General features: G+C 68.7%; 15 protein-coding genes. 11 read left to right on the top strand and 4 right to left on the bottom strand.

The features are described from left to right. Window positions 1–42 precede the first annotated feature (42 nt). The 3 genes from ABQY64_RS02990 to ABQY64_RS02980 all read left to right on the top strand — a co-directional run bounded on the left by ABQY64_RS02990 (window position 43) and on the right by ABQY64_RS02980 (window position 4,747). Window positions 43–1,854 carry an endonuclease gene (locus ABQY64_RS02990; protein WP_349779737.1) on the top strand — a complete coding sequence of 604 codons (1,812 nt, stop codon included), beginning with the start codon at window positions 43–45 and terminating at the stop codon, window positions 1,852–1,854. A 230-nt stretch (window positions 1,855–2,084) separates the two neighbouring features. After that, window positions 2,085–2,417: a divalent-cation tolerance protein CutA gene (gene cutA, locus ABQY64_RS02985; RefSeq protein WP_024940554.1), complete on the top strand. Its 333-nt coding sequence runs from the start codon at window positions 2,085–2,087 to the stop codon at window positions 2,415–2,417. 5 nt (window positions 2,418–2,422) lie between these two features. Continuing rightward, window positions 2,423–4,747 (top strand): protein-disulfide reductase DsbD, encoded by a 2,325-nt coding sequence (locus tag ABQY64_RS02980; protein ID WP_349779738.1) that lies wholly within the window; start codon window positions 2,423–2,425, stop codon window positions 4,745–4,747. 283 nt (window positions 4,748–5,030) lie between these two features. Here the strand turns inward: ABQY64_RS02980 and ABQY64_RS02975 are convergent, their stop codons facing one another. After that, window positions 5,031–5,300, bottom strand: coding sequence for a hypothetical protein (locus ABQY64_RS02975; protein WP_225880030.1), 270 nt, complete (start codon window positions 5,298–5,300; stop codon window positions 5,031–5,033). 689 nt (window positions 5,301–5,989) lie between these two features. Between ABQY64_RS02975 and aroQ the strand changes: the two genes are divergently transcribed. From aroQ to accC, 4 genes are all read left to right on the top strand, one after another. Further along, window positions 5,990–6,436, top strand: a complete 447-nt coding sequence (aroQ, locus tag ABQY64_RS02970) for a type II 3-dehydroquinate dehydratase (protein WP_024940552.1) — start codon at window positions 5,990–5,992, stop codon at window positions 6,434–6,436. Between the two features lie 97 nt (window positions 6,437–6,533). Beyond that, complete coding sequence (accB, locus tag ABQY64_RS02965; protein WP_016903367.1) at window positions 6,534–7,019, top strand: acetyl-CoA carboxylase biotin carboxyl carrier protein; 486 nt, start codon at window positions 6,534–6,536, stop codon at window positions 7,017–7,019. Window positions 7,020–7,096: 77 nt separating this feature from the next. Further along, window positions 7,097–7,474, top strand: coding sequence for a four helix bundle protein (locus ABQY64_RS02960; RefSeq protein WP_374151336.1), 378 nt, complete (start codon window positions 7,097–7,099; stop codon window positions 7,472–7,474). Further along, window positions 7,464–8,831 (top strand): acetyl-CoA carboxylase biotin carboxylase subunit, encoded by a 1,368-nt coding sequence (accC, locus tag ABQY64_RS02955; RefSeq protein ID WP_016903366.1) that lies wholly within the window; start codon window positions 7,464–7,466, stop codon window positions 8,829–8,831. The genes ABQY64_RS02960 and accC overlap by 11 nt, the downstream gene beginning before the upstream one ends. Window positions 8,832–9,018: 187 nt before the next feature. On the opposite strand, the gene ABQY64_RS02950 is transcribed toward accC, so the two are convergent. Both ABQY64_RS02950 and ABQY64_RS02945 read right to left on the bottom strand, forming a co-directional pair. Next, window positions 9,019–9,384 carry a hypothetical protein gene (locus ABQY64_RS02950; RefSeq protein ID WP_349779740.1) on the bottom strand — a complete coding sequence of 122 codons (366 nt, stop codon included), beginning with the start codon at window positions 9,382–9,384 and terminating at the stop codon, window positions 9,019–9,021. Continuing rightward, window positions 9,381–10,307 (bottom strand): hypothetical protein, encoded by a 927-nt coding sequence (locus ABQY64_RS02945; RefSeq protein ID WP_349779741.1) that lies wholly within the window; start codon window positions 10,305–10,307, stop codon window positions 9,381–9,383. Before ABQY64_RS02945 ends, ABQY64_RS02950 begins: the two co-directional genes overlap by 4 nt. 367 nt (window positions 10,308–10,674) lie before the next feature. Between ABQY64_RS02945 and prmA the strand changes: the two genes are divergently transcribed. Beyond that, window positions 10,675–11,595: a 50S ribosomal protein L11 methyltransferase gene (gene prmA, locus ABQY64_RS02940; RefSeq protein WP_039509979.1), complete on the top strand. Its 921-nt coding sequence runs from the start codon at window positions 10,675–10,677 to the stop codon at window positions 11,593–11,595. A gap of 12 nt (window positions 11,596–11,607) precedes the next feature. Here prmA and ABQY64_RS02935 read toward each other — a convergent pair whose 3' ends face one another. Continuing rightward, window positions 11,608–12,111 (bottom strand): hypothetical protein, encoded by a 504-nt coding sequence (locus ABQY64_RS02935; protein ID WP_047126175.1) that lies wholly within the window; start codon window positions 12,109–12,111, stop codon window positions 11,608–11,610. Between the two features lie 147 nt (window positions 12,112–12,258). On the opposite strand from ABQY64_RS02935, the gene ABQY64_RS02930 reads away from it, so the two are divergent. The 3 genes from ABQY64_RS02930 to fis all read left to right on the top strand — a co-directional run bounded on the left by ABQY64_RS02930 (window position 12,259) and on the right by fis (window position 14,510). Next, the gene (locus ABQY64_RS02930) at window positions 12,259–12,636 is read left to right on the top strand and encodes a helix-turn-helix domain-containing protein (RefSeq protein WP_016903361.1); all 378 of its coding nucleotides are present in this window, start codon (window positions 12,259–12,261) and stop codon (window positions 12,634–12,636) included. A gap of 369 nt (window positions 12,637–13,005) precedes the next feature. After that, window positions 13,006–14,121: a DUF3426 domain-containing protein gene (locus ABQY64_RS02925; protein ID WP_349779742.1), complete on the top strand. Its 1,116-nt coding sequence runs from the start codon at window positions 13,006–13,008 to the stop codon at window positions 14,119–14,121. Between the two features lie 116 nt (window positions 14,122–14,237). Beyond that, entirely contained in the window at window positions 14,238–14,510 is a 273-nt protein-coding gene (gene fis / locus ABQY64_RS02920; protein WP_002804983.1) for a DNA-binding transcriptional regulator Fis, read from the top strand. Window positions 14,511–14,578 lie beyond the last annotated feature (68 nt).

Genomic DNA, 14,578 nt, shown 5'->3' with positions numbered 1-14,578 from the left:
TTTACAGTCGGCCACGCATTCCCCGATCACAAGGAGCTGTCGATGAGGTTGCCGTCCCCCGCCCGTGCTTTCCCCTTGCGCTGGTCCCCCAGCTGCACGCTTCCCCTGGCCTGTGCGCTCGCGCTGGCCGTCCCCACCGCCCACGCGGCGGTGTTCATCAACGAACTGCATTACGACGACGCAGGCGCCTCCGGCGACAGCGGCGAAGGGGTGGAAGTGGTGGCCACCGCCGGCGAATCGCTGAGCGACTACCGTATCTATCTGTACAACGGCAGCACGCCGGGCGCGGCCACGGTCTACGCCAATACGGCGGTGCCGGCCGGCAGCCTGGTCAGCTGCGGCAGCCAGGTGCGCGTGGCCACGGTGGGCTACGCCAGCAACGGCGTGCAGAACGGGCCCAACGACGGCGTGGCGCTGGTCGACCCCAATGGGCAGCTGGTGCAGTTCCTCAGTTACGAAGGCGCCATCACCGGCAGCGGCGGGCCCGCCGCCGGCATCACCAGCCAGAACCTGCCGGTCAGCGAGAGCAACAGCAGCGCGGTCGGCAGTTCGCTGCAACTGACCGGCACCGGCAGCAGCGCGGCCAACTTCAGCTGGGCCGGCTCGTCGGCGCAGACCTTTGGCGCGTGCAACCGCGGCCAGAGCTTCAACGGCAGCGGCGGTGGCGGCGAGACCGGCGCCGCACCGACGATCACCAGCACCACCCCGACCCAGGGCGCGACCGGCTTTCCGGCCGCCGGCGACCTGAGCGTGAGCTTCAGCGAGGCGGTGACGCTGAGCAGCGGCGCCTTCGCACTGAGCTGCGCCAGCTCCGGCACGGTGGCGCTGAGCTACCCGACCAGCGGCACCCGCTTCAGCCTGTCCACCAACACCGCCTTGGTCGGCGGCGAGCGTTGCACCCTGGCGATCACCGCCAGCGCCATCCGCGATGCCAGCGGGCTGAGCCCGGCCGCCAACCAGTCGATCGCCTTCACCGTGGCCACCGCCAGCGGCGGCGGCACCGGTTACTACTCGCGGGTCAACACCGCCAATGCCAGCCAGCTGCGCTGTTCGCTACATACGGTGATCAAGGGCCACACGGTCTATCCGTACAGCGGCTCGGGCACCAGCACCTGGACCATCCTGGAAATGGCCGATGAGGATCCCAACAACAGCGGCCGGATCCTGGACGCCTACCGCAACCGCAGCTACGCCAAGGGCAGCGACCGTGCCGGCACCGGGAGCGGGCTGACCTACAACCGCGAGCACACCTGGCCCAACTCGCTGGGCTTCGGTAGCGCCAGCGGCGACAAGGGGCTGCCGTATGCGCCCTATACCGATACCCACATGCTGTATCTGACCGACACCGCCTTCAACGCCGACCGCGGCAACAAGCCCTATGCGGCCTGCACCAGCAGCTGCGGCGAGCGGGTCACCGAGGTCAACGACGGCAGTGGCGGCGGCAGCGGGCGCTATCCTGGCAATTCCAACTGGGTACGCACCCCGGATGGCAACGGGGGCACCTTCGAGGTGTGGGGCAAGCGCAAGGGCGACATGGCGCGTGCGGTGATGTACATGGCGATCCGCTATGAAGGCGGCACCGACGCGGCCACCGGGCAGTCCGAGCCGGACCTGGAACTCACCGACGACCGCAGCAAGATCGTGCAGACCTCGGCTTCGCCGGCCTACATGGGCCTGTTGTCCACGCTGCTGGCCTGGCACCAGGCCGACCCGCCGGACGACGCCGAGCGGGCGCGCAACCAGGTGATCTTCAGCTTCCAGGGCAACCGCAACCCGTTCGTGGATCACCCCGAATGGGCGACCTCGAGCCTGTTCACCTCGGCCAAGCCGGCCAGCTGCCAGCTGGCCAATTGATCCGGCCCGGCCCGGCGCCCCAGGCGCCGGGCCGGGAGACGGCCTGCAGCGGCAATCCACATCCCCGCACTACGCCCGCTTACTCCGGTGCAGCGCCATCGCACTCTCGCATGGTCGGCCACCAAGGCGCAGGCATCGCCGCCCAGCCGCCAGGCTCCAGCGAACTTAATGCCCTGTTCCGGAATCTGCGGTCGATCCCCCGCAGACAGGGCATTACACTGCGCGGTCACATGAGCGCCTCTTCCCTCCATCTGTTGTTCAGCACCTGCCCGGATGCCGACAGCGCCGAGCGCATTGCGCGCGTGCTGCTGGACGAGCGCCTGGCCGCCTGCGTCACCCAGTTGCCCGGCGTGCAGTCGCTGTACCGCTGGAACGGGGCGATCGAGCGCAGCCAGGAAGTGCAGCTGTTGATCAAGACCTGGGAAGACCGCCTGCCGGACGCCATCGCGCGGCTGCAGGCACTGCATCCGTATGAACTGCCGGAGGCGATCGCGGTCCAAGCCAGCGCCGGGCTGCCGGCGTATCTCGATTGGGTCCGGGCCGAAACCCGCAAGGAATCCTGACGTCCATGAAGTCTCTGTCCCGCTGGATCGCCCGCTGCGCATTGCTGGCCGTACCGTTGCTCGCCGCGCCGCTGGCGCTGGTGGCGCCCCTGCCCGCGCAGGCCGCGGTCACCGAGGCCGACCTGCTGCCGGTGGATCAGGCCTTCACCCTGAGCGCCACTGCCGACAGCCGCGACAGCATCGCGCTGCGCTGGAAGATCGCGCCGGGCTATTACCTGTATCGCCACCGCATCAGCGTCAAATCCGGGCAAGGCTTTGCCGCCGGCGAGCTGGCGCTGCCGGAAGGCGAGAGCAAGCACGACGAGTTCTTTGGCCAGGTGCAGACCTACCGCAAGCAGCTGCAGGCAAGACTGGCCGGCAAGGCCGATGCCGGGTTGCAGACCGCCGTGCTGCAGGTGCAATACCAGGGCTGCGCCGACGCCGGCGTGTGCTACCCGCCGCAACGCCGCGAGCTGCGCGTGCGCCTGCCCGATGCCTCGGCTCCCGCCGCGACGCCCGCCACCCCGCGCGAAAACCTGGGCGCACTGGTGCCGCGCGCACCGGCAGGCCCGCGGCTGTTCGGCAGCACCGGCCAGGCCACCGGCGTGGACGCACTGCCGCTGCCGGCCGAGCAGGCCTTCACCTTCGAAGCCATCGTCGGCGACGGCAACAGCCTGCTGCTGCGCTTCACCCCCGCGCCCGGCTACTACATCTACCGCGACCGCACCTCGCTGGCGCTGGAAGGCGCCGGCGGCGTGCGTCCCGGGCTGCCGCGCTGGCCGCAGGGCAAGGCGCACCGCGATGAGCACTTCGGCGACGTGGTGGTGTATTTCGACCAGGCCGAAGTCACCTTGCCGCTGCTGCGCGAGCACGCCGAACCGGTCAAGGCGACCCTGGTGGCGACCTTCCAGGGCTGCCAGACCGACGGCATCTGCTACCCGCCGATGACCCGCCGGGTGGCGCTGGAGTTGCCCGCCGGCACGGTGTCACCGCAAAACCAGGCGCAGGCGGCGCCGCTGATGATCTCGCCGCTGCCGGCCGGGCAGCTGCCTGCAGAACCGGCGCCGGCACCGACGCCCGCGGCGACTGCAGCGCCGGCCGCGGATGCCTCGGCCGACAATCCGCAGCGCACCCAGCCGCCGCACACCGACAAGGGCTTGCTGGCGATGCTGGTGCTGGCCCTGCTTGGCGGGCTGGTGTTGAACCTGATGCCCTGCGTGTTGCCGATCCTGTCGCTGAAGGTGCTGGGCCTGGCCCACAGCGGCGAGAGCCGCAGCCACGCGCGCAGCCATGCGATCTGGTATTCGCTGGGCGTGCTGGTGTCGTTTGCGGCGATCGGCGCGCTGGTGATCGGCCTGCGCGCGGCCGGGCAGGCGGCCGGCTGGGGCTTCCAGCTGCAGCAGCCGTGGTTCGTGGCGGCGCTGGCCTATCTGATGTTCGCGGTGGGGCTGAGCCTGTCGGGCGTGTTCACGCTGGGCAGCAATCTGGGCGGCATCGGCCAGTCGCTGGCAGCGCGCAATGGCCCGCTGGGTGATTTCTTCACCGGCGTGCTGGCCTGCGTGGTGGCCAGCCCCTGCATCGCCCCGTTCATGGGCACCGCACTGGCGTATGCCTTCACCGCCCCGGCGCCGCTGGCGATGCTGGTGTTCCTGGCGCTGGGCCTGGGCCTGGCGCTGCCGTTCCTGCTGATCGGCTTCATTCCCTCGCTGGCGCGGCGCCTGCCCACGCCCGGCGCGTGGATGGAAACGCTCAAGCAGGTGCTGGCGTTCCCGATGTATCTCACTGCGATCTGGCTGCTATGGGTGCTGGGCAAGCAGCGCGGCGTGGACGCGCTGGCGCTGATGCTGGTCGGCGCCACCCTGCTGGCGCTGGGCCTGTTCTGCTTCGAGCGCAGCCGCTGGAAGAGCCATCGCATCGGTATGGGCCTGGCCGCGGTGATGCTGGTGCTGGCGATCGTGCCGGTGGTCGGGGTCACCCGCCTGCGCCTACCGGCCGCCACTGCCGCCGAGGGCGTGGTGGCGTTCTCGCCGCAGTTGCTGGACCGCCTGCGCGCCGACAACCGCGTGGTGTTCGTCAACATGACCGCCGACTGGTGCGTGACCTGCAAGGCCAACGAGAAGAACGTGCTGAGCAGCGCCGACTTCCGCGACGCGCTACGCCGCGTCGACGCGGTCTACATGAAAGGCGACTGGACCAACGTCGACCCCAGGATCAGCGCCTTCCTCGACCAGCACCAGGCCGTCGGCGTGCCGCTGTACGTGGTCTACGGCCCCGGCGCACCGCCGGCGGTGCTGCCGACCGTACTGACCAGCGCCATCACCGAGGATGCGTTGCTGCGCGCGGCTCGGTGAAGTGAAGCGCCGCGCGTGCAAGCGCGGCGTTTTGTCTTTGGTGTGTCGATCGTGCGCGTGTGCCGCATGAGGCAATGTGTGCAAAGCCGTCGATCGGGGTTGCTCGGCGCAGGGACGGGCGTGGCCTATCCATTGCAGGAGCGACGGGACGCTCAAGTGGGCTGCATGGGCCGGGTCGGCACTGATGCGCATTGTCCGATGCAGAGCGGTCAGGATGGGCACGCAGGCGATCAACCGAAATGAGCCGGCGAAAGCACACACTCTTCAGCAGACACCTCGGCCGTCACTTCGGCTTGAACAGCTGCCTGATTTTTAAACGGCATGGTGCGATGACGAAGGCATCGAGCATCGACCAGTGTTGACGCAGCTGGATGACGGCGAACAACACCAGCACATCGATGCCGACCATGTTGATCAACAGCACGGCGGACACCAGCTCGGGATTGGACACCAACAGGATCAGGGTGCTCGCTGCAATGAGCGCACCCCATTTCCGTGCGAACGGAGTCGTCAACATGCGGCGAATGGATCGCATCTCAGCTGTCTCCACCATGATCCGAAGTCCGCCATGCTCCCGCAGCCGTTTGCGTGGCCACGTCCGCGTCCAATCCTGGACTCGGTCCAGGCGCCTGCTTCTTATCCGACGTCATCAGCGGCCGATCGCCAGAAAACGCCATGGCCGCGTTGTCGCGGCGCCAGCTGATGCATTCGTTTTTTCCACGGGCAAGTGGCTCCTGTCGCTGCAGCCGTGCAGCATTGTCGAGACAACATGCAGCCGATCTACCCAGACACAATGCCGTAGCCAACGACTGAACTGGCTTTTTCCCGGAACGTCTGCTCGCCATGACCATGCGTAGCAGGCGCATCCCCGAGGTCATCACGACCGGCAACGCATCGGTGGCAAGCAGCTGCGTTCGGTGAAGCGGGTGTACTGCCAGGCGTGTCATCCTGAGCCAGACGGCCTGCCAGGGCGAATACCTCGACAGGACCGCTGATGTGGTCGCTTGTGCCAGATTGCAGGGCATCAGGCTGCAAGTCGCGTGCATCAAGCCAGTCCCTCCCCCTCACTGGCAACTCCTGCCGCAGACGAGACACCACTGTTTTCGTACGGCGACCTGTGTCACTTAAATGCCTGCGAAGCTAGATTTTCAATCAGGCGTTTAAAACAGACCTAACTTCGCCTATCTGGACAGCATCGGCGACATCGCGCAGACTTCCGGCCTTTCCGCTCTCCCGGATGTCATGGCCCACCTGCTGCTGTTGCACGGCCCCAACCTCAACCTGCTCGGCACTCGCGAGCCGGATGTCTACGGGCGCACCACGCTGGCGCAGATCGATGCGGCCCTGGTGGACCGTGCGCAGGCCGCCGGGCATACGCTGGCCTGCCTGCAGTCCAATGCCGAGCACGTGCTGGTGGAGCGCATCCACGCCGCGCGCGAGGACGGCACCGCCTACATCCTGATCAACCCGGCCGCCTTCACCCATACCTCGGTGGCGCTGCGCGATGCGCTGCTGGGCGTGGGGCTGCCGTTCGTGGAAATCCATCTGTCCAACCCGCATGCGCGCGAGCCGTTCCGTCACCACAGCTATCTCAGCGACAAGGCCGATGGCGTGATCTGCGGCTTTGGCGCCGACAGCTACCGGCTGGCGCTGGAAGCGGTGATTGCGCGGCTGGAACGCGACGCATGACATCCCGCTTACTCACGCCGGCGTCCGCGCCGACGGCCTGACCCCCTTCCGCCGGCAGCCGCCGGCAACCTCCACCGATTCACCTTATGAGGCCCGTATGGATCTCCGCAAAATCAAGAAACTGATCGACCTGCTCGAAGAATCCAATCTCGCCGAAATCGAGATCAAGGAAGGCGAAGAAAGCGTGCGTCTGGCGCGCGTGCCCAAGGGCACGACCGTGATGAGCGCGCCGGTGCAGCAGTACGCACCTGCCCCGCCCGCGCAGGCCCCGGCCGCCCCCAGCATGCCGATGCAGTCGCCCACCGAGGCCTCCACCGGCGGCGCCAAGCAGGCTGCCGCCCTGCCGGAAGGCCACGTGCTGCGCGCGCCGATGGTCGGCACCTTCTACACCTCGCCCTCGCCGGACAAGCCGGCCTTCGTCACCGTCGGCCAGCAGGTCAAGGCCGGCGAAACGCTGGCGATCATCGAGGCGATGAAGATGTTCAACCCGATCGAAGCCGACGTCTCCGGCACCATCGTGGCCATCCTCGGCGAAACCGGCCAGCCAGTGGAATTCGATCAGCCGTTGTTTGTGATTGGCTGAGCGGCAGGGATGGGAGAGTCGTGATTCGGGATTCGCAAGAGCGACCGCATGAGCGCCTGATGGTCTGGCGCGATGCGATGTCGCTTGTCGAAGCGATCTACTGCCTGAGCCACGACTTTCCTGATTCCGAACGTTTCGGACTGACGGCACAGATGCGGCGCGCTGCGATCAGCGTGCCTTCCAACATCGCCGAAGGCGCCGCGCGGCGTTCCACTGCCGAGTACCTGCGTTATCTGTCGATGGCGCGGGGTTCGCTGGCGGAACTGGATACGCAACTGCAGATTGCCGCACGGCTGCAGTTCGGTTCGCCCGACACGGCAACCCTGGATCTTTTGAATCGCACGTTTGCCAGGCTAAACGCATTGATCCGCACGCTGGACGAATCGCGCCATCTGCGCGAGCCCGGCGCCCTCTACGAATCCCCACTCTCGAATCCCCAATCCCATGCTAGATAAAGTCGTCATCGCCAACCGAGGTGAAATCGCGCTGCGCATCCTGCGCGCGTGCCACACGCTCGGCATCCGCACGGTCGCGGTGCATTCCACGGTCGACCGCAACCTCAAGCACGTGGCCATGGCCGACGAGTCGGTGTGTATCGGCCCGGCCGCGTCCAGCGACAGTTACCTCAACATCCCGGCATTGATCGCCGCGGCCGAGGTGACCGATGCGCAGGCCATCCATCCCGGCTACGGCTTCCTGTCGGAAAACGCCGACTTTGCCGAGCGCGTGGAAGAATCCGGCTTCATCTTCATCGGCCCCAAGGCCGACACCATCCGCCTGATGGGCGACAAGGTGGAGGCGATCCGCGCGATGAAGGCCGCCGGCGTGCCGTGCGTGCCCGGTTCGGGCGGCCCGCTGGGCGACGACATCGTCGCCAACACCAAGGTGGCGCGCGAGATCGGCTACCCGGTGATCATCAAGGCCGCCGGCGGCGGCGGCGGGCGTGGCATGCGCGTGGTGCATTCGGAGGCCGCGTTGAAGGCCGCCATCGAAACCACCAAGTCCGAAGCCAAGGCCGCCTTCAGCAACGATCAGGTCTACATGGAGAAGTTCCTGGAAAATCCGCGCCACGTGGAAATCCAGGTGCTGGCCGACGGCCAGGGCGGCGCGATCCATCTGGGCGAACGCGATTGCTCGATGCAGCGCCGCCACCAGAAGGTGGTGGAAGAAGCGCCGGCCCCGGGCATCACCGAAGAACTGCGCAACGAGATCGGCAAGGTCTGCGTGGATGCCTGCATCCGCATCGGCTATCGCGGCGCGGGTACCTTCGAGTTCCTGTTCGAAGACGGGCGTTTCTACTTCATCGAAATGAACACGCGCATCCAGGTGGAGCATCCGGTCACCGAGCGCATCACCGGCATCGACCTGGTCTGCGAGCAGTTGCGCATCGCCGCCGGTCGCAAGCTGACCATCAAGCAGAGCGACATCGTGCTGCGCGGGCATGCGATCGAGTGCCGCATCAATGCCGAGGACCCGGAAACCTTCATGCCCAATCCGGGCCTGATCACCGCGTTCCATCCGCCCGGCGGCCCGGGCGTGCGTGTGGATACGCACATTTACGCCGGCTACAAGGTGCCGCCGAACTACGACTCGATGATCGGCAAGCTGATCGTGCATGGCCCCGATCGCGAGACCGCGATCGCGCGCATGCGCGTGGCGCTGAGCGAGATGGTGGTGGACGGCATCAAGACCAACATCCCGCTGCAGCAGCGCATCATGCGCGACAAGGGCTTCCAGGCCGGTGGGCAGAACATCCACTATCTGGAAAAGCGCCTGGCCGAGCGCAAGAACAAGTCGATCGCGCTGGTCTGATCGCACCGGCCAGTGCACCGCGCAACAAGCCCGGGAAACCGGGCTTGTTGCGTTGTTGCCCGGGCATTGCGGCGGCAGTGCCTCACGCAGGCCAGCCGACCTATGCGTAGGAGCGCACCCGGGCGCGACCGCGCTTTATCGGTGGAACCTCGTCGCGCCCAGGTGCGCTCCTACGAGATCCTGGGTGCTACCGGATCCGCGGTGCCGGCTGCTGGCTGCCCGGCACCGGCACGATGCCGCTGGAGGAGGCCGGGTCGACCACGGTCATGGTTTCGGTGGAGCCATCCGGCCACACCACCTGGAAGGTGGAGCCGGCCGGCAATGTCGAAAACGGCATCGCGCTGCTGGCGCGGTACACCGCGGCCACCTGGCTGGCGCCATGCCGTCGCTGCTGTTCGTTGGCGGCGACCGTGGTCGACTTGACCGACAGCGGCTGGTAGCGGTGATCGGCGGTGTCGATCATCACGATGCCCACGGCCGCGGCCGAATACGCCACGAACAATGCGACCCAGAACCAGAACTTGGCGCCATGCGCCAGGCGACGGTAATTCATGACTGTGCTCCCGGCTCGGAGACCAAGCTATCGACCATCTCATCCACTCTGTCTGCTCCCTGCCGCGGCACCGCGGCATCGAATACGAACGACACGAAATCCTGTGCGCTGTTGCGCGAGCAGATGCCCGCGTTGGCGCAATAACTGGTGACCAGGGTGCTGTCTGCGCTGCAATCCAGCCCCAGCCGGCATGCAGCCACCTGCCAGGCCAGCTCGGCGAACTGATCGCCGGCCACATAGCCGTCGAGGCTGTCATCGCCACTGGCGCGCGCGCCCATCGCCGGCGCCAGCGCCAGGTAGGCCTCCGGGTCGCGCGAGGCCAGCACACGTTGCACCAGCGCGCGCTTGTAGCTGGGCGAGCGCTGCAGCGGCTCGCCCAGCGCCAGCAACGCCGCCTCGGCGGCCAGGTTGCCCGCACGCGCGGCCGCCTGCCGTTGCTGCGCCACCAGCCGCGGGCCCAGGCCGTCGCTGGGCGCAAAGCCGGCGCAGCGTTGCGCCACGCGCGTGCGCGCCGCATGCATCGCCACCACGCCGGGCGTGTGTTGCGCGGCGATCCAGGCGCTGTCGGCGGCGTAACCGGCCGGGCTGGACGCATACGGCGCGCAGTAATCGTAGACGCGGCTCAGGCGCCACCCCGCCTGCGCATCGCCGGCGCGCACCTGCTGCTGCAATTGCTGCGCATAGCGGTACAGGTCCGGCTGCGCGTCCACCGCATCGCGGTACGGCAGCTGCAGGGCAGTGCCGCGTTCGGCGGGTGCGTGCGCCACCGCTGCCGGCGCGCCGGCACGGGCATTGCTTGCAACCGCCGGCAGCGCGGCGGTGAGCGAATCGCCCGGTTGCGCGCGCACATGCCACCAGGCCGCCGCCGCGAGCGCGACGGGAGCCAGCAACAGCCAGAGATGGCGGGCACGAGCAAGCGGCATGGACAGCGGCGACCCTGCTGCGGAAAGCCCCGCAGCGACGGCGCGGAGTCTAGCACCCGCATCCGCGCACGCTGGCGCGCAAGCGGACGCTGCCGATGCGAACGGCGGACGGTGCATTGCATGAGGACGGTGATCTGCGCGGGTGTGGCGTGGGTGGCGCGCAGCGGGCGTCTGGTTGCCGGCGCGCCCGCGTGCTGCGCCGGCAGCGGCCGGCGCCACCGCGCCGCATGTGCGGATTGCACCGATCAGGCGACGGCATCCGCCGTATCGCGCACGCGATGGGTCCGCCTATCCGGCCCCCGCCGCGCAGGAGTCCGCCGGCATGAATGGTCTACGATGCACGCTTTCGAATTGCCCGACCGCCACGATGCCGTTTCTTGAACTGACCCTGCCCTGCTCCGACGCTACCCAGCCCCGTTACCAGAATGCGCTGGACGACATCGGCGCGCTGGCGGTGACGCTGCTCGACGCCAATGCCGACACCAGCAACGAGCGCGCCATTCTCGAGCCCGGCGTCGGCGAAACGCCGCTATGGAACACCATGGTGCTGAACGCGCTGTTCGACGGCGACAGCGATGCGCTGGTGCTGCTCGCCGCGCTGGAAGCGTTCGATCCCGGCCTGGACTGGAGCCAGGTGGCGTTCCGCACGGTCGACGACAGCGACTGGGAACGCGCCTGGATGGATCAGTTCAAGCCGATGCAGTTCGGCGCGCGCACCTTCATCGTGCCGTGGAATCACGCGCTGCCCGAGGCCGCACAGGCGCCCGACGCCGCGGTGATCCGTCTGGATCCGGGCCTGGCGTTCGGCTCGGGCACGCACCAGACCACCGCGCTGTGCCTGCGCTGGCTGGACAGCCTGGCCGGCAGCGGCGAGCTGCAGGGCCGCAGCGTGCTGGATTTCGGCTGCGGCTCGGGCATTCTCGCCGTCGCCGCGCTGAAGCTGGGCGCCGCCAGCGCGGTGGGCGTGGACAACGACCCGCAGGCGCTGCTGGCCACTGCCGACAATGCCGAGCGCAATGCCTTGCAGGCGCAACTGGCGGTGTACCTGCCGCAGGACGAGCCGGTGCAGACCTATCCGGTGGTGGTCGCCAACATCCTGGCCTCGGCGCTGGATGCGCTGGCCGACACCTTGTCCGCACGCGTGGCACCGGGCGGGCGGATTGCGCTGTCGGGCATCCTGCATGGTCAGGAAGAGGAGCTGCTGCAGCGCTACGCGCCCTGGTTCGAGCAACTGCGTTGCGAACGCGACGAAGACTGGATGCGCATCGACGGCGTGCGCCGCCACTGACGCCGCGTCGGGTCAGCGGTGTGGCCGGCCGGCGCGGATCTGCGCGGTGGTCACCGCATCGGCCACGCTGATGGCGCGCAGGCGGGTCACCGCCTGCCAGCCGGCACGCCGCAGCGCCGCGTTGCGCCACGGCCCGGCCTGCCGGGCCAGCTGCACGCGCAGGCCCAGCTCGGCCAGCAGCAACGCCACCCAGGCCGGCAGCGACCACGTCCGCGGGCCCAGGCTGGCCAGGCCGCCGGCCAGCGCCAGCAAACCCACACTGAACGCCAGCAGCCGCCAGTGCCGCTGGCGCAGCGCCCACCACCGCGGCGCCAGCCCGGCCGACCACTGCGTGCCGTCGGCCACCGCGGTCCACGCGTCCTGGCGCTGCCAGACCTGGTAACACGGCGCGCCCCGAAAGCGGGTGATCGCCGGATCAAGCGGCGAATGTGCCGGCCATGCGGCTGGTGGTGGCGCGGCGGGCGGCGTTGCCGACGTGGTGGAACGGGCGGATTTGGGAGCGGCTGGCTCGACCATGGATGTCCTCCTTGAGTTCGCTGTGATCCCGTCATCATTGACGCCCGGACAGTATCGCAAACATATCGGCATATGAAAGGTATACGAACTATCCCTGATTGCTGCTAGGGCTATATCTCCCGGCCCGTTCCCCACTCACGGTGCCGTGTGAGCAAGTTGTACGAACGCGTCCGCGAAGCCCGCGCCCTGACCAAGCTGACCCAGGAAGGCCTGGCCGGCGAGCTGGGCGTGACCCGTAGCGCGGTGGCGCAATGGGAGATGGCCGAAGGCACCGCGCCCTCGGTGGACAACCTGATCGGCCTGGCCAGGCGCAGCGGCATGGCGTTCGAATACCTGGCCACCGGTCGCGGCGAGCGCACCTTCGGCCCACCGGTGCCGACGATCGCCGAAGAACCCGCGCAGTATCGCCATCTGGACGAGCAGCAACGCGTGCTGCTGAACCGCTTCGACACGCTGGCGCCGCGCCAGCGCAGCGGCCTGCTCGATCTGTTGCTGGCCGAGAGCAAGACGCGGCGTCGGCGTTGAGTTGGGGAATCGGGAATCGGGAATCGGGAATCGGGAATCGGGGGCAGGCTGCTTGGGGCTTCGTTTGTAAGGCAAGCTCGGAGTGGTAGCTGGCTCAGTCGGATTTGGATGACGTGGCGCCGGTCGTTGCGTTTGCTTATTGGTTGGAATGCTGCCTTTGCTGGAATGTGGCTTAGGGCTGCGGCCGGTTCGAGCTGCGGCAGGGTGGTCACAGCGGCGCGACGGTTGGCCAACCAACGGGATGCGTACCCTGCAGTCGATGGAAGCGGCATCTGCGCTTGCGGCTGCGTGCCGCACGCATGACGCGCCCGGGTTCGCCCATTGGCGTGCGCGTGGTTGAATAGGGCTCTTCCCGCTGCACGCCTGCCGATGTCCGAGACTCCGCCACCGCGCCGCCCCCTGGCCACGTTCCTGCGTGCGACGCCGGCTGCCCCGTCGCTGATCCCGACCCCGGTGGTGCGCGCGGCCGACGCGCCGCTGCACGCGCCGCCGGTGCCGGCACCATTGGCCGAGCCGGTGGCCGCCCCGGCGGCGCCGATCGTCCCGCCACCATCTGCGCCACCGGCGACTGCGCCGCACAGCGACTCCGTGCCGGTGGACATCCTGCCGCCGCCTGGCGATGCCGGCCAGACCGCGGTAGACACCGCCGAGCCGAACCGGCTGGCGTGGACCACGGCGACCACGCGCCAGCTACCCGGCGATCCTGCCGAAGACACAGCGGCCGGCCGCAGCGCGCTCGCCGGCACTGCCCCTGCACAGCCGACCACTGCACAGCCGCGCGACGTAGCAGCCGCCGGCGTGCCAGGCACAGCCCGGCAGCGTGAGCACGGCAACGCGTCCGCCCCCGCTTCCGACCTGGCCGCCCCGCCAGCACCCGGCAGCGCTCCGGACACGGACGCCGAGCCAGGCGGCAACGACGCGGGCGCTGCCGACGCAGCAGCGCCCGCCCAGTTCCAGCCGTGGCCGGCCCAGGCCGCGCCTGCATTCGCACGGCGCGGGCTGGGCCGGCCACGGCTGCGCGCCAGCGGCCGCCAGTGGGCGTTGCTGGTCGGGCTGGTCGGCCTGCTGGCCTTGCAGATCGTCATTGCCGACCGTGCGCAGCTGGCCGCCGATGCGCGCTGGCGCCCGCTGGTCAGCGCCGCCTGCACGGTGGCGCGCTGCACCCTGCCGGCCTGGCGCGAGCCAGGCGCACTGACCTTGCTCAATCGCGAGGTGCGCCCGCTGCCCGGAGTGCCGGGCGTGCTGCAGATCCAGGCCAGCTTCCGCAACGAGGCACGCTGGGCGCAGGCCTGGCCGTGGCTGCAGCTGTCGCTGTCCGACGCCGACGGGCGGGTGATCGGCACGCGTGTGCTGGCGCCGCAGGAGTATCTGGGCCAGCCGCCGGCGGCGCAGGACACGCTCGCGCCGGGCCAGGCGGTGCAGGTGGCGTTTCGCGTGCGCGAACCGGCCGCGAGCACGGCGGCCTTCAGTTTCGACTTCCGCTGAGCGGACCCGACCTGCGCCCACGGCCACACGGGCGTGGCGAGCGGGGAGGTCACGCGCTAGACTCACTCCCCCTCGCCGGCCACGCGTCCCGGCTTCGTGACACTGGGAAACCTCCTTTGAACGCAGCCCCCTCTCGTCCTGACACCAGTCGTGGCGCCCCGAAGTCGCCGCTGCGCGAACACGTGGCCCAGTCCGTCCGCCGTTACCTGCGCGACCTGGACGGCAGCGACGCCGACGACGTGTACGAAATCGTGCTGCGCGAGATGGAGATCCCGTTGTTCGTGGAAGTGCTCAACCACTGCGAAGGCAACCAGAGCCGCGCGGCGGCGATGCTGGGCATTCACCGCGCCACGCTGCGCAAGAAGCTGAAAGAGTATGGGTTGACGTAGGGCGGGAATCGGGAATCGGGATTGGGGAATCGTTAGAGCGTTGGGGTGTACTGCGGGCTGGCAGTGCG

This window comes from Xanthomonas sp. WHRI 7065, assembly GCF_040203115.2.
Taxonomy (GTDB): domain Bacteria; phylum Pseudomonadota; class Gammaproteobacteria; order Xanthomonadales; family Xanthomonadaceae; genus Xanthomonas; species Xanthomonas arboricola.
This window is presented reverse-complemented; position numbering and strand designations above follow the sequence as displayed.